16 protein-coding genes are annotated in these 19,818 nt (G+C 49.4%); 12 read left to right on the plus strand and 4 right to left on the minus strand.

From position 1 onward, the window contains the following. Positions 1 to 96: 96 nt before the first annotated feature. From mobI to ACSSVV_RS09800, 8 genes are all read left to right on the plus strand, one after another. Positions 97 to 669: a conjugative transfer protein MobI(A/C) gene (gene mobI / locus ACSSVV_RS09765; RefSeq protein ID WP_104417163.1), complete on the plus strand. Its 573-nt coding sequence runs from the start codon at positions 97 to 99 to the stop codon at positions 667 to 669. 207 nt (positions 670 to 876) lie between these two features. After that, positions 877 to 3,792, plus strand: a complete 2,916-nt coding sequence (locus tag ACSSVV_RS09770) for a TrlF family AAA-like ATPase (RefSeq protein WP_104417162.1) — start codon at positions 877 to 879, stop codon at positions 3,790 to 3,792. A gap of 50 nt (positions 3,793 to 3,842) precedes the next feature. After that, positions 3,843 to 4,163, plus strand: coding sequence for a helicase (locus ACSSVV_RS09775; RefSeq protein WP_104417161.1), 321 nt, complete (start codon positions 3,843 to 3,845; stop codon positions 4,161 to 4,163). 27 nt (positions 4,164 to 4,190) lie between these two features. Next, positions 4,191 to 6,290 (plus strand): GmrSD restriction endonuclease domain-containing protein, encoded by a 2,100-nt coding sequence (locus ACSSVV_RS09780; protein ID WP_104417160.1) that lies wholly within the window; start codon positions 4,191 to 4,193, stop codon positions 6,288 to 6,290. Between the two features lie 458 nt (positions 6,291 to 6,748). Beyond that, positions 6,749 to 7,339 (plus strand): TetR/AcrR family transcriptional regulator, encoded by a 591-nt coding sequence (locus tag ACSSVV_RS09785; RefSeq protein WP_104417159.1) that lies wholly within the window; start codon positions 6,749 to 6,751, stop codon positions 7,337 to 7,339. A gap of 26 nt (positions 7,340 to 7,365) precedes the next feature. Next, positions 7,366 to 8,505: an efflux RND transporter periplasmic adaptor subunit gene (locus ACSSVV_RS09790; protein WP_454106164.1), complete on the plus strand. Its 1,140-nt coding sequence runs from the start codon at positions 7,366 to 7,368 to the stop codon at positions 8,503 to 8,505. Beyond that, positions 8,505 to 11,552: an efflux RND transporter permease subunit gene (locus ACSSVV_RS09795; RefSeq protein WP_104417157.1), complete on the plus strand. Its 3,048-nt coding sequence runs from the start codon at positions 8,505 to 8,507 to the stop codon at positions 11,550 to 11,552. The genes ACSSVV_RS09790 and ACSSVV_RS09795 overlap by 1 nt, the downstream gene beginning before the upstream one ends. A gap of 10 nt (positions 11,553 to 11,562) precedes the next feature. Beyond that, positions 11,563 to 12,051, plus strand: a complete 489-nt coding sequence (locus ACSSVV_RS09800) for a small multi-drug export protein (protein ID WP_165794770.1) — start codon at positions 11,563 to 11,565, stop codon at positions 12,049 to 12,051. 219 nt (positions 12,052 to 12,270) lie between these two features. Here the strand turns inward: ACSSVV_RS09800 and ACSSVV_RS09805 are convergent, their stop codons facing one another. From ACSSVV_RS09805 to ACSSVV_RS09820, 4 genes are read right to left on the minus strand one after another with little or no spacing between them, the layout of a single operon-like run. After that, positions 12,271 to 13,560, minus strand: coding sequence for an ISL3 family transposase (locus ACSSVV_RS09805; RefSeq protein ID WP_454106165.1), 1,290 nt, complete (start codon positions 13,558 to 13,560; stop codon positions 12,271 to 12,273). A 51-nt stretch (positions 13,561 to 13,611) separates the two neighbouring features. Further along, positions 13,612 to 14,799, minus strand: a complete 1,188-nt coding sequence (locus tag ACSSVV_RS09810; protein WP_454106166.1) for an MFS transporter — start codon at positions 14,797 to 14,799, stop codon at positions 13,612 to 13,614. A 1-nt stretch (position 14,800) separates the two neighbouring features. Further along, complete coding sequence (locus tag ACSSVV_RS09815; RefSeq protein WP_454106167.1) at positions 14,801 to 15,208, minus strand: carboxymuconolactone decarboxylase family protein; 408 nt, start codon at positions 15,206 to 15,208, stop codon at positions 14,801 to 14,803. Continuing rightward, complete coding sequence (locus ACSSVV_RS09820) at positions 15,205 to 16,188, minus strand: aldo/keto reductase (protein ID WP_454106168.1); 984 nt, start codon at positions 16,186 to 16,188, stop codon at positions 15,205 to 15,207. Before ACSSVV_RS09820 ends, ACSSVV_RS09815 begins: the two co-directional genes overlap by 4 nt. Positions 16,189 to 16,235: 47 nt before the next feature. Between ACSSVV_RS09820 and ACSSVV_RS09825 the strand changes: the two genes are divergently transcribed. The 4 genes from ACSSVV_RS09825 (at position 16,236) to ACSSVV_RS09840 (ending at position 19,774) form a co-directional block, all read left to right on the plus strand. Next, positions 16,236 to 17,177 (plus strand): LysR family transcriptional regulator, encoded by a 942-nt coding sequence (locus tag ACSSVV_RS09825; protein ID WP_454106169.1) that lies wholly within the window; start codon positions 16,236 to 16,238, stop codon positions 17,175 to 17,177. A 302-nt stretch (positions 17,178 to 17,479) separates the two neighbouring features. Continuing rightward, the gene (locus tag ACSSVV_RS09830; RefSeq protein ID WP_104417155.1) at positions 17,480 to 17,677 is read left to right on the plus strand and encodes a helix-turn-helix transcriptional regulator; all 198 of its coding nucleotides are present in this window, start codon (positions 17,480 to 17,482) and stop codon (positions 17,675 to 17,677) included. A 15-nt stretch (positions 17,678 to 17,692) separates the two neighbouring features. Then, entirely contained in the window at positions 17,693 to 19,369 is a 1,677-nt protein-coding gene (locus tag ACSSVV_RS09835; protein ID WP_454106170.1) for a DUF927 domain-containing protein, read from the plus strand. A gap of 60 nt (positions 19,370 to 19,429) precedes the next feature. Continuing rightward, complete coding sequence (locus tag ACSSVV_RS09840) at positions 19,430 to 19,774, plus strand: helix-turn-helix transcriptional regulator (protein ID WP_104417153.1); 345 nt, start codon at positions 19,430 to 19,432, stop codon at positions 19,772 to 19,774. Positions 19,775 to 19,818: the final 44 nt, after the last annotated feature.

Here is a 19,818-nt window from a genome sequence, read left to right on the forward strand (position 1 = left end):
GGCTACTTTTGCCCAAATTGGCAAATTACAGACCCGTGGGTTTGTCTCTGCGGCCAGTAGCATTTCTCTTGAACATCAACCAACAGGAGAATGCTAATGAGCAAACCCAAAACCATTCAGGAAATCACCGATAAGTGGCATGAGGTGGCGCGCGCCGGGGAGTTTGACCATCATCAGGGGCGCCGAATGGCACTTGGTCAATGCAGACAGTATCTACAATCACTTTCCAAAAGCCTGGATATGGAGCGAGCGCGCCTTCGCTATCTCGCTCAGCGACTGTCGGACCATTTCTGGGCGCATAATGAGGCTCATCGAACCAAAGAAACGAGAGGCTATCCTGGCCATCACGGCTGCCGGGTGAGAATGCTGCACGGCAGCTTGGAAATGCACTGGTACTACAACACCTTCGTAAGAGTGAAAAACGGTAAGGGACATGCGGTTTTCAGTGAACACATCCGCCGTGCCCTGAAACACCGGTACTCAAAACCCGCATTTAACCGCGCTCACGACTGGGAAAGGCCCATCATTGAGGAGACCGAAGCCGGGTTTGAGATAGTGCGTATCATGAATGCAAACCTCACTCACATGCGCCGTCTCGTCAGGGCAAACCTGAAGCAGTTGGACAGTTTGGAGGCGCACTTCGATGGCCTTCGGCCTCCAGAATCCTAAACAAAAAATCGTTCAGGCCCGTCCCTTTCCGACGGGCTTTATGCATCTATTTTAGTGGATGATTACAAACAGTATTTGGCTTGAACTACGTAATCCTCTGGGTACAAGATTTGTCGAAAGACCTAGATTTTTTTGTATTCGCACCGACCTGTGTATACGATAGTTTGACAATAAAAAGCAATTCTTACGGTTGACTGCGAGGGATATGTGAAAAACTGCTCAAAAGGATCAATTTGGAGAAAGTGGGACCTCCATGTCCATACCCCATTTTCAATTCTGAACAACCAGTTCGGCGACGACTTTGACAATTACGTCAGAAAACTCTTTCGGTCAGCAATAGATCATAATGTAAGTGCCATTGGCCTGACCGACTATTGCCTTCTTGACGGCTATAAAAAAGTAGTCGAAGACTATATTCTCAACGATGATAAACTATCTGAGCTATTTGATGAGGATGAAATCAGGAAAATTAAGAATATTGCTATTTTCCCAAATCTCGAGTTTCGCTTGGACAAACTCGTAGTAGGCAAAGAGGTCGACTTAAAATGGAATAGGCGGACCAACTTCCACGTTATCCTTTCCAATGAATTGTCTCCCACATTAATCCAAAGAGAGTTTTTATCTAGAATACAGTTTGAAACTCACGCTGAAACAGGGCTTAAAGCAGAGAGAAGAGCCTTAACCAAAGAAAACTTGATAGAATATGGTGAAAGACTAATTGAAGAACACCCCGAGTTTAGAGGCCAATCTGCCCTTGCGGTAGGGATCTGCAATGCCTCGGTCAATACAAGCGAAATAGCAGAACTGCTCACCGAAGATGGAAGATTCAAAAAAAACTACTTGTTAGCTTTGCCGTGTGACGAAGACCTCAGCAGAGTAAGTTGGAACTCGGCCGGTCACGGTACTCGGAAGACACTTATTCAACAGAGCCAACTGATATTCTCATCTAACAAGCGTACGAGAAGCTTCTTGCTCGGAGATTATCACGATAATCCTACCTCTTTCAGAAAAGAATTTGGCTTACCTAAAGCTTGTATATGGGGTTCTGATGCACATGCATACGACACACTTTTTGAGCCTGACGAAGAAAATAACACTTGGATAAAGGCTGATCTTACTTTTGAGGGCCTCAAGCAGGTAGTATTTGAGCCGAGGTCACGGGTTGCTATTCAAGATACCTGCCCTGGCGATAAGGTAAGCTATGAAGTTATAGACTCTGTTCGATTCAAAGATTCCAGTGGGAAAAATATTTTTCCTGAATATAAAATAGAATTAAATTCGGATTTAAATTCGATTATTGGTGGCAAATCCTCAGGGAAATCGCTTTTACTCTATCATATTTCAAGGACGGCAAACAAAGAGGAAACCGTAAAGAAGTGTGATCTAGCAAAGGCAAGTACTTATCCAGAATTTGAAAATGAATCAAATTTCGACTTTGAAATCACTTGGAACGACAACACTAAACAAAGCTTTAGAGAAACAAACGACCAACGACCAATAACCTATATACCTCAGCTATATATAAATAAATTAGCCGAGGAAAGTGGTCGAGATCAACTCAATGAGCTTGTACTCGAAATTCTATATCAAGACAGGGAAATAAAGCTAGATGCTGAAGAGCTTTTTAAAAAATGTGATTCGTTGAATGAGAGCATCAGTACACAGGTTACAAAACTTGTATCCCTCAGACACAAGTATGCAAAAGAAAAGAGCGAAAAGGAAAAAATAGGAGCTGAGAATTCGGTAAATAATGAAAGAGAAAAAATAAAAGAAAAAATAGAAAAAATAAAAAAATCATCAGGTTTTACTCCTGAAGAAAGCAAGATTTATAAAAAGCTTAGCGACAGATTGTCAGTTAGTGAAAAAAGGCGTTCGTCTCTTTTAAGATATATTGAAATACACACTGAGCTAAAAAATGAATTAGTAAGAGAGATGGAAGACTCGTTTAGAAACGTAGCTCTTATGACGAATTCTGAAGAGTCAGAAAAAAAACGGTTTCACACTGGAAGCCGCCTTGTTCAGATAACACTGGCTAAGATTCAGAAAATTATTGATGACCTGCCAATAGAAGCGGGAAAGAACATTCGCCGCGCTAATAGCTTGATAGGCTCGCTAGATGAAAGAATTATAAATACCACGGAAAGTCTTGAAAAATTCTCGTCTAAAGTAAAAAGCCAAAACGAATTGAAAGGACTTCTAGAGGCGCAAAAACGGGAAGAAGCTAAGCTTAGAGCTATTCAAGAAGCAGGCAAGAAGGTCAAAAGCACTCTCGAACAAGGAAAAGCAGCTTCTGATCAGCTTAAAGCCCTGTATGAGCAGTTGTTTGACACATATGGTGAAATAGAGGCGCTTTTCAATGGTGCTGCGAAGATAGACAATGAAAATATAACGCTTCAAGCTAGCCTAGAATTCGATCACAATAGTTTCGATTCTTTCATAAACTGTTTTGATGCCAGAGGAAGCCTTGCAAGTATTCTAGGCGACTCGATTGATAGTGAAAACAATTATATTTACTCAAAAGACACGCATTTAGACTCTATATTCACCCTGAGCGAGAAGGTTCGAGATTTCTCCCAGATCGCCCATAAAGTTCGAAAGAGTGCGAACGAGGAACTAATCCTTAGAAATCTACTTCAGGATTGCTTTTACATATCTTTTAACTTGCTTTATAAAAATGACGACATTATCAGCATGTCGCCCGGTAAGCGAGGACTGGTGCTTCTCCATCTCATACTACACTTGAGCAATTCCTCTCACCCTATACTTATAGATCAGCCTGAAGATAATTTAGATAACCGAACAGTTTATAATGAACTCCGCGACTTTATTAGGGAAAGGAAAGAGAAAAGACAAATCATCATGGTCACTCACAACGCTAATATGGTTGTATCCACGGATTCCGAATGTGTTATCGTCGCGAATCAGGCTGGCCAGCAGCATGATATGGAAAACGAGCAATTTAGATTCGAATATGTTTCCGGCGCCATGGAGTGCACGTTTTTCGAACCAGATGCGCCTTCATTGCTTAAGAAATTCGGCATTAGAGAGCATATTTGCGAGGTTCTAGAGGGGGGGCAACTTGCATTCGAAGAGCGAGAGCGTAAGTACGCTTTCAAGCGATAAGGACAACTTAAGGCCCGATCGAGGTCGGCACCGGCCAGGGAGAGGAAGAGGTGCAGTTATCGACGCTGGTCGACAAGCTCAACGAGCGATTTGGTACTGAATTTACCCCGGCGGATCAGCTGTTCTTCGATCAGGTGAAGGGAACCGCTGTTGCCAACGAACAGCTACGGCAGGCCGTCATGGCCAACAGCCTGGAGAATTTCGAACCGGTATTTAACAAGCAGCTTGAGAATTTGTTTGTAGAGCGAATGGACGGCAACGAAGACATCTTCATACGCTTGATGAACGACGAATCCTTCCGCAATATCGCTTCTCAGTACCTGATGCGGGCTGTGTATAACCAGGTCAAAACCAGCGTTGAATCACAGTAACAGAACAAAAAAGGGATAACGTCCGTTATGAAAGCTACAGAAGCCAAGTTGCTCGACTTCCTGAAGAAGTCGCCACAATTTGTCATTCCGATTTACCAGAGAACGTATTCCTGGTCTGAACAGCAATGTCGCCAACTGTGGGACGACATTATGCGAGCCGGCACCAACGATGGTATATCAGCACATTTCATTGGCTCGGTGGTCTACATCGAGAAGGGGCTTTATCAGGTGTCCAGTCAATCACCATTGCTGGTCATTGATGGGCAACAGCGACTGACTACCACCATGCTGATTCTTGAGGCGCTATCTCGACACCTTGGGAACACAGAGACTCTGGAGGGGTTTTCGGCTAAGAAGCTGCGCAATTACTACCTGCTTAACCCGTTGGAAGACGGTGAGCGAGCTTACAAACTGCTATTGACCCAGACGGACAAAGAGAGCCTGCTGGCGTTGGTCACGCAGAAGCCGTTACCTGATGACGGTTCTCTTCGAATCCAAGAAAACTTCGAGTTCTTCAACAGCCAGATTGAGCGGCTAAACGGGGAACTGGAAACCCTCTGCCGGGGCCTTTCAAAGCTCATCATCGTTGATATTGCGCTGAGCCGAGACCAGGATAACCCGCAACTCATTTTTGAGAGCATGAATTCCACAGGAAAAGCTTTGAGCCAGGCTGACCTGATCCGGAACTATGTGCTGATGGGACTGGAGCCGGAGCATCAAACTCGGCTCTATCGCGACCACTGGCGTCCGATGGAGGTGGAATTCGGGCAAGAAGGCTATGGCGTTTACTTTGACAGCTTCATGCGTCACTACCTCACGGTTAAAACCGGGGAAATTCCACGGTTAGATGAAGTGTACGAGGCTTTCAAACAGCATTCACGTCGCGCCGAAGTTGCGAGTGCTGGTGTCGATTCATTGGTTGCCGAAATACATGCTTTCGCTCGGTATTTTTGTGCGATGGCATTGGGGAAAGAAACAGATAAACAGCTCGGAATGGCATTTAAAGATCTGCGTGAACTCAAAGTCGATGTGGCATATCCGTTTCTGTTGGAACTTTACCATGATTACCAACAGGACAATCTGTCCCAAGATGACTTTCATAGCGCTATTCGGCTGATCGAGGCTTATGTGTTCCGTCGTGCCGTTTGTGCCATCCCCACAAACTCGCTGAACAAGACCTTTGCGACCTTTCACAAATCATTGCAGAAGAACCGTTACCTGGAGAGCGTCAAGGCTCACCTGCTCGGTTTGAAGTCATACCGGCGTTTTCCGAATGACGAAGAGTTCAAAAGGGAACTGGCAGTACGCGATCTCTATAATTTCCGCAGCCGGAGTTACTGGTTACGCCGCCTGGAGAATTTCGAGCGCAAGGAGCGGGTTCCGGTCGACGAATACACGATTGAACACATCATGCCGCAGAATGAGAATCTGTCTGCTAGATGGAAGGATGAGCTAGGTCCGGAATGGAAGCGTGTGCATGAAACCTGGCTGCATACGCTGGGTAACCTGACTCTTACGGGCTACAACTCAGAGTACAGCGACCGAGCTTTCATCGAGAAGCGCGATATGCAGGGCGGATTCAAACAAAGCCCTCTACGGCTCAACGAGGGCCTGGGAGCTGTAGAAGCATGGAATGAGGACTCAATTAAGAATCGGGCCGCCAAGCTGGCCCAGGAAGCGGTGCGGGTTTGGGCGGCTCCGGTATTGCCGGACGAGATCCTCGATACCTACCGCAACGTGGCCGTCAAACCAGAAGCCTACAATCTTGAGGATCACCCTCAACTAGCAAACGGGACCCCAATGCGCGCTCTATTTGAGCAGCTCCGAAAGGAAGTCCAGGCGCTCGACCCGAGCGTCACTGAAGAAGTTCTCAAGCTCTATATAGCGTTCAAAGCCGAGACGAACTTTGTCGATGTGGTCCCGCAAAAGACCCGTTTGCGACTGTCTCTGAATATGCCGTTTCACGAGTTGAGCGATCCGAAAGGGATGGCTCGTGACGTGACCAACCTCGGACGTTGGGGAAATGGCGATGTAGAAGTAGGGTTAAGTGAGGAATCTGAGCTGGCCTATGTAATGGGGCTCATTCGACAGGCGTTCGAAAAGCAGATGGGGAACGATGCTGATTGAGCAGTGGGAACAGCGCCCCGGCAACTGGGGCGGAAAGTAGTGGCTGGACGATCACAATGAGCGAGAGTTCTCCAACAGCGGTCGGGGACTCTCCTGGAGGACTTTCCAATCGCTACACATACCTATCTGATTTGGATAACTTTGAGCCCATTCCATGCGCTCTAATAGGTCGCCTCTTGGAGATATGAGCAGCACATACGCTACTAATCTGGATAAGTTGTCGCCGGAATCCCAGTGCGTGGTTTTTCCAAATCAGGTGGAAACGACGTGCTCTCAGTCCAGTAACCTCCCTGCCAGCACTTCTCCCTCTCTTAAGAGCCTCGAAAAGGACTCTTTGCGCGATTGTTGGTGTAGATGTTTACTAATAGGGCTTGAATGGGGCTCTGAAAGGACCTTTATGGTTGACAATGCTACCGGTATATTATATAAATGATTATTCACTTAATTAAGGTGTGAAGATGTCGAATATTGGCCGTCCAATCAATTATGCTGCTCGTGAAGCGAAAATAGAGCGAATCATTAATGGTGCCATCCAGTGCTTCGTTAAGAAAGGCTTTCACGGGGCTGGAATCGCTGAGATTTCTCGAATGGCTGGCGTTAGTCAAGCTAGCCTCTACCAATATTTTTCCTCAAAAAATGAGTTGATCTTGGAAATCGCCAAGCGATATTTTTCAAGAGACATGGCTGCCCTCAAAAGAGTAGAAAGCGCCGACGACTTTCAAACAGCTCTGGAGAAAGAAGCGCACCTCACCGGTGACACGACCGGAACAATTATGTACTTAGAAATACTCGCGGAATCGTCTAGAAACCCCGAGATAAAGAAGATTGTACTTAATTCAAGCAAGGAGCTTTATGATGTTTCGTGCTCGATGTTTAAAAAGTCACAAGACACGGGCGTAATTAGTAATCACCTAACGCCTGAACAGATAACTCATTTTATTTTCGCATATATTGACGGAATATCCTGCCATATTGCAACGGCTGACGCCGAGTATTCGCCTGACATGTTAAGGCTGTTTATACAAACGCTTTTAAGACCTCGACCTTAGTATTTTCGTTTATAGGACTTCACAAATTGACATCGCTTATTTATATAAATGATCAGTTACGTATTTATTATGCACGGGCTAATCGAGTTTTCGTATTAGGCATGCTTATTTGTACTTTACTGCTGTTACAGGGCTGTAGTGAAGAACCGACCCAAACTGCTACAGAAAACGTAAGAGCCGTATCGATTAACAGTGTGGCCGACGATGCTTATGTTAATAGCATTCGTTTTCCAGGAGTGACACAGACAGAAAACCGAAGCCAATTGTCTTTTGGTGTTGATGGTACAGTGAACGACGTTCTCTTCGATATTGGCGCGCAGCTCAACACCGGAGATGTGATGGCTGTTCTGGATCAGGAGCCCTATAGGCTTGCCCTTGAGAGCGCTCGCTCTGAAGCTGAGAAAGCGCGGGTTACATTTGAAGAAGCTAAAACAAATTATGAGCGACTCGTGCGGTTGCGTGAAAATAACTCTGTATCTGAACAGAATTTAGATGCTGCCAGATCGACATACGAAAACGCTCAATCGACGCTCCGTGATGCCCTGGCACAAATCAGGCTTGCAGAGCGAAACCTTTCTAAAACCGCTATCAAGGCACCCTATGATGGGGTCATTTCAAGTCGTAGTGTCGAACCCTTCGAAGAAGTCACTGCAAATCAAGTCGCTTTTACATTTGACGGCATGGAGAAGTTCATCGTTGACTCATCAATTCCCGGTGATCTGGCAGAGTATATATCAAATGACAAAGAACTAGAGATCACAGTGAACTATCGGGGGTCATATTTTAATGCCACCGTCGAGCATTTGGGTGAGCGAGCAAACGAGGGATTAAATTTCCCCGTTAGACTTCGTCTCGACACTTCCCGAGAAAAACGCCCTTTGCCAGGATTAGTGGTTAGCGTCAGTTATCGAATGCCCGACGGAGAAGGCGCGATATTTGTGCCTCACAGTGCTGTTGTTGCTGAGCCTACTGATGGGAATCCTTTTGTTTACCAGTACAACGAAAAAACCGGGAGAGTTAGTAAAGCAGGCATCCGTATTGTTAACGCTGAAGAAGGTGGCTACTGGATTAAAAGTGATCTTCAGAAAGGAGATTCGTATGTTGCTGCGGGTGCTGCCTTTATCAGTGAGGGTCAGAAGGTTCGACCGGCTGAGGAAGTACGATAATGTCTATTACTGCTTTTTCGATAAAAAACAGCCGACTTGTTTTATTTATTTTCATAATACTAACGATCACGGGTCTGGCATTATATCCGGATTACCCTTCTCGGGAGGAGCCCACCTTACCTATCAACCAAACCATCATAACGGCTTACCACCCAGCCTTAGATGTTTATGAGACAGAAGCCCTTATTGCACGACCAATTGAGCGAGCGTTGCGAGAATTAGAAGAAACGAAAAATATTACGACCTCAATAAGGGCAGGAGAAATTTATCTCTCTCTTGAAATAAAAGATGGTACGCCAAGTTATTCGCATGCGTGGCTTAGAGTCAGAGCGAGAATGCACGATGTACTTACTGAGTTGCCGGAGGGGGTATCAGGGCCATTCGTTAATGATAATTACGATGCGGTAGCCGTGATGACAGTAGCGCTAAGTGCAACGGATTATTCTTTTAGAGAGTTGAGGGACAAGGCAAATGAGCTTCGCAATTATCTTTATAGTATTCCAGGGATGGACAAAGTTACGTTGCACGGTGTTGCCGATGAACAGATATCAATAGAACTTAAGCCGTTTGTGGCATCACAGTATGCGCTGAACCCTAATGACATCTTTTTACAACTGAGTAAGAGCAATTCTCTCGGGGAAGTAGCGCGTATCAATTTTGATACTCAGCAAAGCCGAATTTTTGTTGAGAGCAGTTATGACGAACTGGCTGAAGTTAAGGAAACCGTGATATCGCTACCAGACGGATCTATGCTTCCGTTGAAAAATATTGCCGATGTCACCAGGGTTCCGGCTAGACCTCTGAATAGTGCAGCATACCTTGATGGTGATCAGGCCATTGTTGTTGCTGGTTATATGGCGCCTGGGCTTAATATGGTGGATTTTAACAAGCAACTGCGCCGTAAGCTGGACGAATGGGGGAGTGAGCTACCGGTAGGTTACCAAATGAAAACCATCACTGATCAGGGGAAAGTCGTTGATCAAGTGATATCGAAAATGATTTCAACGCTGCTCGAAACTATTCTAGTGGTGACGATCGTCACTGTACTTGCCTTGGGTCTTCGTGCGGGATCTTTGGTGGCACTGGCTGTTCCTGTCACGGGTGTTATCACGTTAGTTTTTCTAAGAATTTTTGGCGTAGAACTCAACGAAGTAAGCATTGCGTCGTTCATCATTGCCTTAGGTATACTCGTTGACAATCCCATGGTCATTGTTGAAGACATCTCAAAAAGGGTAGCGCAAGGCGAGGAGAGAGAGTCGGCTGCTTTATCTGCGGGAAAGACTCTGGGGACGCCCATTCTTATTGCTAGTTTAACCGTGATATTGGCTTTTGCTCCCCCGGTGTTCACTGACAATATTACTGCTATTTATATGCAGACACTAACTATTGTCATTGGTGTGATGCTGCTTGTTTCATGGTTTGTCGCTACGATGTTAACACCAATCATGGCTAAATGGTTTATCAATCAATCGTCCAAGACCCGGGGGATCTCTGGCGGTAAACCTTCCTATGTAATGAACGTAATGTCTTCCTTTTGGGACAAGGTTATTTCGCGTCCGAAGTTGTTTCTAAGTGCTTCGGTTTTAAGTCTTGTAGTGGCATTGTTTGTGTCAAGCACCATCCCAGAGGCGTTCTTCCCGCCTTCAGAACGTTCTCAACTACAGATTTCTGTTGAGCTGCCAGCGAACACGCCAGCGGAACAAACGGCTGCTGTAGCTGAAGAGATGACTCAGTGGCTAAGTAATGATGATCGGTTCCCGGAAATTACAGGTGCAACAGCTTATGTAAGTGAAGGCGGACCGCGCTTTATCCTTGGTTTAAACCCTCCTGAACCAGCACCTCACTCGGCATATTTTGTTGTAAACGTCACCAAAGATACGCTTGTCAGCGAGTTTGTCGATAAACTAAGAGCAGAAATGCCTCCTGAGTATCCTTTTGCCGAACTCGAAATCAACCCGTTCTTTATGGGCTCCACGCCGCCAGGAGAGGCCGCTATTCGTCTTATTGGTAACAAGCAATCGAATATTCTAAAGGCTTCAGATGCTATTCAAGGAGCTCTCAACGAGGTAGAGCACACTATTAACGTAAAGCAAGATTGGGAACGTTCCGTTACGAACTTTCTGGTAAAGGTTGATCGTCCCGCAGCTCTATCCACAGGGGTGACTCGTGAGGATATCTTATTAGCACTCCGTGAACATAGTTTGGGAGAAAATGCCTCAGTACTTCGGGAGGGCGAGTATCAAATTCCAATCGTACTGAGCACGAATTTATCGGAGAATTTATCATTATCTCAATTGGAGAATATCCAAGTATTCCCCGAGTCCTCGTCTAAACCGGTATATCTATCTGATATAGCGATCATTGAAACCAGGCATGATCCGTCACTTATTAAGAAGCGCAACCTAACACCGACGGTCACGGTGACAGCATTGAATCCTTCAATGACATCAAAAGAATTAGTTAACTCCATATCAAACACTATTGATGAAGTAAAAGAGCAATTTGGCGTTCAAGTACAGTTTGGTGGTGAGATTGAAGAAAGTGAAGTTACAGCAGAAGCGATATTTGCTTTCTTACCATTGTGTATCTTAGCAATGATTATACTGTTTATTTATAAGTATAATTCGTTTAGAAAAGTGACAATTATCGTCTTGAGCGTACCTTTTTGTGCCATCGGCTTGCTGCTCGCGCTAGTTATCTTCCGTCTTCCTTTCGATTTTATGGCGAATCTGGCCATATTCGCCTTAATAGGGATTATTGTATCGAATGCTATGTTAATTATTGAGCAGGTCGATATTGAAAAAGAATCGGGGAAATCTGAGCTCGATTCCCTTAAATCGGCTTTGATGGAACGATTTCGTCCAATTATGTTAACCCAAATAACAACGATACTTGGACTTCTTCCGTTACTCATAGCGAATGATCCCTTATGGAGATCGTTTAATGTTGTAATTATGGGCGGACTTATCTCGGGAACCGTGGCATCTTTTATCGTTGTTCCAAGCCTGTATGTACTGTTTTTTAATAAAAAGAGCGCGAACGCGTAGGAACTTTTTCATGAATGAGTTGATGCTTTATGTAAGTGTATTTGTTGGGGCCGCGATTCCGGTTCTGGAAGTGTGGATTGCCGTACCTTTAGGAGTAGTGGCCGGTTTGCCGTGGTTCCCCGCAGCTATGGTTGGCTTTATCGGCAACCTTGTATCTTTACTACCGATTATCTACGCCAGTGAAAAAGTAACTGCTTTTGTCCGCCGTTGGCTAAAAAAATCTGAAACTGATGATATAGCTGAATCCGTACCTGAACGTAAAGACAGAAAACACCGAATTCTTGAAAAGTTCGGTGTTCCTGGCTTAGCTTTTCTTGGTCCTTTTCTTATTGGGGTCCATGCTGCGGCCGCATTTGCTATGGCAATGGGAGCTACAAAACGAAGTGTACTATTTTGGTTTACCTTGTCATTGATTTTTTGTTCGTTGCTCTTCGGCTTTCTAGCGGGAATAGGCATTACCGAAGTGTCAGATGGTAAACAGCTACCATTTTCAGGTTAGTGGCTGATGTAGAAAGTGGTTATCAGTTTCAGTGCATCAAAAAATGCAGCTGATAACGAGCACTGACTTTCACATGTGAAAGACACATAGCTAATTTGATCATAAAATGCGCAAAACCCACTCGCGCAAGCCATAAATTTCCAGTAATGACTTGTTTTTTTGGGTATTCGGATTAAATGGTTGATGGGGCACCCCCACCCCACCAACCTGATATCATCCTCAGATGGTTGATAGATCGACCCCGTAGTTGAGTTCCTCTGCGAAGTCCGGCAATCCGTAACCGATGGTTTTCTTGTAGAACGGAGAGACCTTCGCAGTCGGGGCCTTCTTCTTGTGCTTCGTGGTGTAGAGCATTCGTGCCCGCATCACCTCGAAGGAGTAACCACGCCCTTCACGGTTCTTGTCCTTGGCCAGTCGGTTGATGGACTCCGTGTAAGCGTTGGTGACGGGCATGTCCGTCTCGAAGTAGGTCATGATCTCTTCGCGCCAGTTGCCCACCGCCCTGACCAGATCGCTCCAGACTTCCTTCTGGCCCTTCGGGATGGTGGCTATCCAGTCGTCCAGGGCGGCTTCTGCCTGGGGTCGTGTGGTGGCGTCCCAGATGCCGTAGAAGCGTTCCTTGTGCTCGTAGGCGGCCAGCAGTTGCGGGAATGCGCCTGTCCAGGTCTCCATGATGAGGCGCTCTCGGCCTGAGACTTCGTGAGCGCGTTTCAGCAGTATTTTCCGGTCTCCCTTGAGGGTTCGGCTTTGGGAGGGCTTCAGCTCCTTTCTGAGGCCCTTACGCACCTTCTCCAGCGCATCGTTGGCCATGCGCACCACATGGAACTTGTCGACCACGATGCGGGCCTGTGGCAGCACGGCCTTGACCGCTGCCCGGTAGGGGTTCCACATGTCCATGCTGACGATCTCAACCTTCTGCCGGTCTTTCATCTTCATCAGGTAGTTGGTCACCACGTCCTGACGGCGGGTAGCCAGCAGGTCGAGCAGGGTTCGCTCCTCGATGTTTGTCAGGATGCAGCGGTAGCGTTTGTTCAGGTACAGCTCGTCGATGCCCAGAATGCGGGGCGTCTCAAATCGGTGCCAGCGCCCAAGGAACTCGGTCCGGGCGCTGAAGATGTCGCGTACCGTTTTCTCGTCCAGGCCGGTCTGGGCTGCCACGAAGGTGTAGGGGTGGTTGAAGGATTCCTTCTCTACGTACTCATGCAGCCTCAGCGTCATGCGGAAGCTGTCCGCCATCTCCGGTAGCCGGGGCCTGAAAGTGGTCTTGCAGGCCCGGCAGGTATAACGGCGGCGGATCACCCAAAGGGTGACGCGTTTTCCGTGGATAGGGAGATCACGGTACGCGACGTCGCGCTTTCCGAATCTGGCAAGCTCTCCCTCTACATCGCACCCCTCACAAGCTATAGGGTGAGGAGCTTCTATATGGAAATGGAGATCGTGCTCTTCTACCTTGGTCCCCTGAATTTGGTATTTCGGAAGATGGAGAATATTCGCGGGCTCGCAGGCCACATAGCCTCCTTACTTTGTCCAGATTTTCGAAGTGTCAGAGAGCGTGCCTGCCTATTCTACAGAGCTAAGAACTGTAGCCGGATAAGTTAACAACAAAATGGCTAGCGTCCCCATTGCTGTTGCCATGGCCGCGATCAAAAAGATCTGTGAGAGACCGGCCTGCGTAAGCGCATAGCTCCCAAGCACTGCGCCAAGACCAATCGCACCATTGAAAATTGCGACATAGATTGCAGAGGCCGGCAGCGCGTCAGCGCCCGCTTCCTTGAGAATCCAAGTTTGGAATCCCACCAGAACAGCGGCGATTGCACCACCCCAAAGGATCAGCAATAGCGTCGTGCCTAGCAGCCCGAGCCCGCCTCCCAATCCGGATAGCAGCCACAACGCCACTGAAGCGAGACATAGTGCGACCAGGAGAACAGATTTAAGCCTGCGGTCTATCAAGCCGCCGGTCACAACGTTAGCGGCTAGCCCGGCTCCACCAAAAGCAAAGAGCAGCGGTGCAATAGCAGATGGCGATATGCCATTTTGCGCATTAAGGTAGGGCTCAATATAGGTGAAAGCCATGAAATGAGCGGTGATCGCCAGTACCGTAGCGGCAAATATGCGCAGGAATCGCGAGTTTGATAAAACGCGGACCATTGCGGCGATTCCGACACCTTCGCGACCTGGTAGTTTCGGCAAGGTGATGAAACACACAGCCGCGACGGCGAAAGATAGGGCTGCCACACTGGCAAAGGCACCACGCCAGCCCTCGGTTGTACCGATAAGGTTGGCCAGCGGCACACCGAGCACGCTGGCAGCCGAGACGCCACCAAATATGATCGACGTGGCCAGGCCAACGCGGTTGGGTGGCACGAGCTGAGCCCCGACAGTACCGATCATTGCCCAGAAGGCGCCGTGAGAGAGCGCGCCGATGACTCGCGCGCCCATCAGTGCGGGAAAGGTTTCAGCCATAGCCGCAACCCCGCTGGACAACGCCAAGATCAACATCAGGATAACCAGGAGCGGGCGTCTCGGCACACGGGATAGCACGACAGCAGAAAACAGCGCTGCAACCACAGCGATCCAGGCATAGAGGGTTACGATCAGCCCAGACTGTGAAGTTGGCGTCCCAAGATCGTTCCCGATGGCAGAGAGCAATCCAATCGGCGCAAGCTCGGTGGTAACAATGGTGAAACTACCCACGCCAAGCGCCGTTACGGCAACCCAATTGCGCCAGGTTGTATGTTGAGCAGACATGCTAGGCTCCTTTCTCTCTGCCCGCAGGTTTGCGGGACATGAAGGCGGATTTTGCCGCCGTGATCGCATTCATCGCCGCCGGAATGCCCGCGTACACCGCCACTTGCAGGACGATCTCGACGATCTCATCGCGGGTGATTCCGGTGTTCAGCGCTGCGCGCATGTGAAATTCAAGCTGGACCGGTGCCGTCCCCATCGCCGCAAGCATCGCGACGGTCAGCATCTCGCGGGTCTTCAGTGGCATTCCTTCACGTGCAAGCACGTCGGTGAAAGCGAAACCCAGGAGTATCCCGGCCGCATCAGGGTGAAAGTCATCGAGATTTTTCGCAACGCGCCCAGGCGCACCGGGCTCAAGCTGTTCAAGCAGCTTCAATGCCTGCGCGCGGCGATCGGAGGGGCTGACACTCATGCGTTAACCCCCTTCATGCCCTCGGCGGTATAGCGTTCACCCATCACCGGCAACCGTGCGGTTGCCGTTTCCAATTGCTGTTGCTCCGCAGCACTCAGCGTGATGTGCACCGCAGCCGCGTTCTCCTCGATATAGCGCAGTTGCTTGGTGCCGGGGATCGGCACGATGTCGGGCCCTTTTGACAGGAGCCAGGCCAGCGAGAGCTGCGCCGGGCTGCAGCCCTTGTGTCTGGCCATGTCCGCGATCACGTCGGCGACCCGGCGATTGGTGTCAATCGCCTCTTCTGTAAAACGCGGCAAGTTGCTACGAAAGTCGCCATCGCTGAACTGCGCTCTATCCTGAAATCGTCCGGTCAGGAACCCGCGGCCGAGCGGGGAATAGGGCACGAAGCCGATGCCCAACTCGCGACAGGTGGGTAGCACTTCTCGCTCTACGTCGCGCGTCCAAAGAGAATATTCGGTTTGCACTGCGGTGATCGGGTGCACCGCATGGGCTCGGCGCAGCGTTTCGGCGCTGACCTCGCACAGGCCGATGCGGGCGATCTTGCCCGCCTTGACCAACCGCGCAAGCCCGTCGATCGTCTCTTCGATGGGCTGCTCGGGATCGATCCGATGAACATAGTAGAGGTCGATTTGCTCCACGCCGAGTCGGCGCAAAGACGCCTCACAGGCCTTGCGTGCGTAGTCAGCGCTGTTATCCAGGCTGCGTTTGTATTCGCCGAGCTTGCGCACAATACCGAATTTGGTCGCGATGCGAACCTGCGGCTGGTGGTGAGCCAGAAAGCGACCAATCAGCTCCTCGTTGTGGTGCGGCCCGTACATGTCCGCGGTATCGAAAAAATCAATCCCAAGCTCGACCGCTCGCGCGAGTACACGCAGCGATTCGTTGTCATCCCGGGGGCCGTAGAACTCACTCATGCCCATGCAGCCCAATCCGATAGCGGAAGTGGACAGGTGGGTGCCAAGCGTTCGTTGTTCCATGATACGTCTCCTTGAATACCGGAGTTGTATCGTGCCACTATCCGTAAATGGAAAAAATTGACGATTCAGGCAACCAGATTTCCGATTTTGAAAATCGGATGCCGCGAGGCTGGGTCTGGGACGACACCCGCGCCTTTCTTGCCGTCGCCCGCCACGGGACCCTCAGTGGTGCGGCGTCAGAGCTCAAGCTGGGTATCGCAACGCTGTCACGGCGTATCGAGCGGCTCGAAAGGGCCTTGAAATTGCCGCTCTTTGTACGCCAACAGTCAGGCTATCAACTCACCGAGGAAGGGGCAGGCCTGATCGAGAAGGCCGAGGCGCTGGAAGCTGCGGCGGCTGCGTTTACCTCGGGAGTCGCCACTCATGCGCAGATGGCAGGGAGAGTGCGTCTGGCCACGGCCGATAACTTGGCGACCGGGCTCATTCTGCCGGCATTGCCGGAGTTCCACAGACAGTACCCTGGCATTACGCTTGAACTGGTGACCGATATAACCACCGTCAACTTGCATCGTCGCGACGCTGACCTGGCATTGAGGATGGTCAAACCCGAACGAGGTCACGTCACGCTTCGCCGCCTCGGCACACTGGGATACGGGTTGTACAGTAGTCCAGGCTATGCGACGCAGCGTGAGACCGGTCCCGACGCAGGCGCCTATGACGCGGACGCCTTCATCACCTGGAGCGAGATGCAGTCGCACCTGCCTGCCGCACAATGGATTGAACGGATTCTGCAAGGGCGTGAACCGGTGTTGGCCACCACCTCGCTCTCGACCCAGGTGGCGGCCGCCAAAGCGGGGCTCGGGCTCGCCGTACTACCCCATTTCCTCGCCCTCGATGCTGGTCTGGTCTGCGTCGATACGGACATAGGTGTCGACCAGTCTATCTACCTGGTAATCCAGTCCGACCTGACACAGTCGCGCCGCACGCGTGCAGTGGCTGACTTTCTTGTCGATCTGGTGAGCCGGAACCGCACTCGCCTAAGTGGTTGAAACGACAGGGTGTGCCCAAACGTACCTTCAAATAAGATATCAATGGCCCCTCTATTTTAATGTAATCAACCAAGCAATCCGCTGAGCGGGATGTTTGTCTCTTACTGTGATTTTTTGAAAATCAACCATTTAATCCGAATACCCGTTTTTTTTAATTTATTTTGATTTTTATCTATTAATTATCAACAAGTTATCATCCACCCTCGCCTTTGTGCCCTTTAAGGGCAATTCCACGGTTCTCCCCCAAGACGAATATTTCCGATGATTACCCCCGATTGATTCACAAAAAATCAGGAGTAGTCATGAAGAAACAGATAACCACCTCAAAAGAGTGTTTGCTGACCTATGAGGAAGTTTGCACTGTTTTGAAAATGTCACAGGCAACTTTACGGCGCTACGTAAAGCAAGGCCGGTTTCCGGCACCAGTGAAGCCAAATCCCAATGGCCGAGCCGTTCGCTTTCGCTACCAGGATGTAAAAGCGTGGCTGGACAAGCTGTGAGAGGGGCTGCGTGATATGCAATACAAACTGCAAGATGACGGGCTCTATGCCTTATCAGGGGACCATTGGCAGCGTGTCGGTGGCTGGATTCAGGTAATGGCTCGCACCAGGCTAACTGACAAACGGCACGGGCACGGAGCGTTGCTGGAATGGCAGAATTTCGATGGTGTGAAGTTACGCGAGGTCGTGTATGCGCGAGATCTCAACAGTGACAATGCCCGGCAGGTACGGGATATGCTGGTTGATACCGGTTATCCACTGACACCCGGGCAGGCGAGCTGGAGCCGGCTTCAGCACTATCTGTTGGAACAGATGGCTCTGGCCGAACCGGCGACAGTGGTTAATCGAACGGGTTGGCACGGTGGAGTATTTGCCACCAGTAACTGGACGATCGGCTCAGCTGAAGAACCGTACCATTTCGTAGGCCAATTATCAGGCTCTCCGACGTTAGAGGAGTCTGGAAGTCTCAGCGACTGGCAGACTTATGTCGGGCAGCTATGCCGAGGCAATCCATTAGCAATATTCAGCATTGGCACGGCACTGGCGGCGCCACTGATTGCATCTGCTGGGATGGAAAATGGCGCTATCCATCTGGTTGGAACATCGTCGACTGGGAAGACGACCTTGTTGCAATTGGCAGCCAGCGTCTACGGGAACAACCGCTATGTCCGCAGTTGGATCTCAACCAGCAACGGATTAGCGGCAGTCTCCTCAGAGCACAACGACATGCTGCTGCCGTTGGATGAGATCGGTATGGCCCGTCCGGAAGACATCGATACGGCGATATATCAGATCATGAACGGCTCAGGGAAGCTACGCGCAAACGTTTCCGGCGAGCTGGCCGCAACGTCGCACTGGCGAACGCTGGTGTTGAGTAGCGGTGAAGTCTGGATTGCTGAGCTGCTTCAGCAGATCGGTAAACCGTTACGCGCTGGTCAGCAAATACGCCTGGTGGAGCTCCCAGTGTTTGGGACCTACGGTGCGTTCGACGAATTGCATGGTCACAAGCATCCTCAACAATTTGTGGACGAGCTTAAATCGTCTTGTCAGCGCTACCACGGCTCAGTCATTCGGGAGTGGGTTTCGTTACTGACCGAGCGTCACACTGAGCTCAGTCAGTATCTAAATCACGAGGTTGGTCGTTTGAGCGGTGCGTGGTCAAACGATCAGATGGCATCCCAGGTGCAACGTGTCATCCGGCGGTTTGCCTTGATAGGTGCAGCACTTTGTCTCGGAAGCAGAAATTTCATCCTACCATGGTCAGAAGAGGAGTCTCTATCGGCAGTCCACAGAACTCTGAAGGCTTGGTTGGATAATAGAGGCCACTCCAGAAACTCTGAGGAATTCCGGCTTCTCAAAGCGCTGGAGCGGGCAATGAAAGTCTGGGAGCGTAGTCTCAGTGATATTGAACAAGCGAGTGGCCAGGGGGGTGCTGGTTTTCGACGCTCACACGATGGGCGCGAGTTGTGGTTGATCTATAAATCGCACTTCCTGAAGCGGCTCGGGCTGCCGACCCATTACATGAGGGAAGTGGAAGTGCTGTTACAGCGTGACTGCCTGGTAAGTAATGAGCGTTCTCGGGGGACCTACAAAACCAGGGTCAATGGAGATTTACAGCGGTTTTTCGCGCTCAGGCCTGACCAAGTTAGGCGGCAACTTGAAGAGCTGGAGAGGGTTGAACATGAGGACTGACGTGGTGTTCCCAATTTCCCAGTTTTCCCACTTTGGTTATGGCGGTGTAGGGGTAGAGCGATGACAGAAAAAGAAATGTTACAGCGAGTATTGCAGGACATGATGATCCTTAAAAAAATCATTTTAGACCATATCAATGATAGCAAGGCGCCGGAGGCCGACAAGGAGATCATGAGCCTTGAGGAGTGTGCGGAATACACTGGGCTAAAGAAAAGCACCCTGTACCAGCTAACCTCCCAAAAGAAGATCCCTCATTTCAAACCAAATGGTCACCGGATTTTCTTTCGCCGTGCAGATATTCTGAAGTGGCTCCAGTCGAATCGGATTGCGACGGCGGACGAGATCGAAAAGGCGGCTGCTCAGCATCTGGTGAGCCATCGAAGACCAGGACGGCGGAGTGTTTGATGTGGGGCAGGTGTAAAGAGGGGCTTTGAAAGCCCCTCTCGTCA

The organism is Marinobacter sp. MBR-105 (genome assembly GCF_053628895.1).

Coding starts and splice junctions, on each gene's coding strand:
- mobI (WP_104417163.1), top strand. CDS start 97: ATGAGCAAACCCAAAACCATTCAGGAAATCACCGATAAGTGGCATGAG.
- ACSSVV_RS09780 (WP_104417160.1), top strand. CDS start 4,191: ATGAAAGCTACAGAAGCCAAGTTGCTCGACTTCCTGAAGAAGTCGCCA.
- ACSSVV_RS09785 (WP_104417159.1), top strand. CDS start 6,749: ATGTCGAATATTGGCCGTCCAATCAATTATGCTGCTCGTGAAGCGAAA.
- ACSSVV_RS09795 (WP_104417157.1), top strand. CDS start 8,505: ATGTCTATTACTGCTTTTTCGATAAAAAACAGCCGACTTGTTTTATTT.
- ACSSVV_RS09800 (WP_165794770.1), top strand. CDS start 11,563: ATGAATGAGTTGATGCTTTATGTAAGTGTATTTGTTGGGGCCGCGATT.
- ACSSVV_RS09810 (WP_454106166.1), bottom strand. CDS start 14,799: ATGTCTGCTCAACATACAACCTGGCGCAATTGGGTTGCCGTAACGGCG.
- ACSSVV_RS09815 (WP_454106167.1), bottom strand. CDS start 15,208: ATGAGTGTCAGCCCCTCCGATCGCCGCGCGCAGGCATTGAAGCTGCTT.
- ACSSVV_RS09820 (WP_454106168.1), bottom strand. CDS start 16,188: ATGGAACAACGAACGCTTGGCACCCACCTGTCCACTTCCGCTATCGGA.
- ACSSVV_RS09825 (WP_454106169.1), top strand. CDS start 16,236: ATGGAAAAAATTGACGATTCAGGCAACCAGATTTCCGATTTTGAAAAT.
- ACSSVV_RS09830 (WP_104417155.1), top strand. CDS start 17,480: ATGAAGAAACAGATAACCACCTCAAAAGAGTGTTTGCTGACCTATGAG.
- ACSSVV_RS09835 (WP_454106170.1), top strand. CDS start 17,693: ATGCAATACAAACTGCAAGATGACGGGCTCTATGCCTTATCAGGGGAC.
- ACSSVV_RS09840 (WP_104417153.1), top strand. CDS start 19,430: ATGACAGAAAAAGAAATGTTACAGCGAGTATTGCAGGACATGATGATC.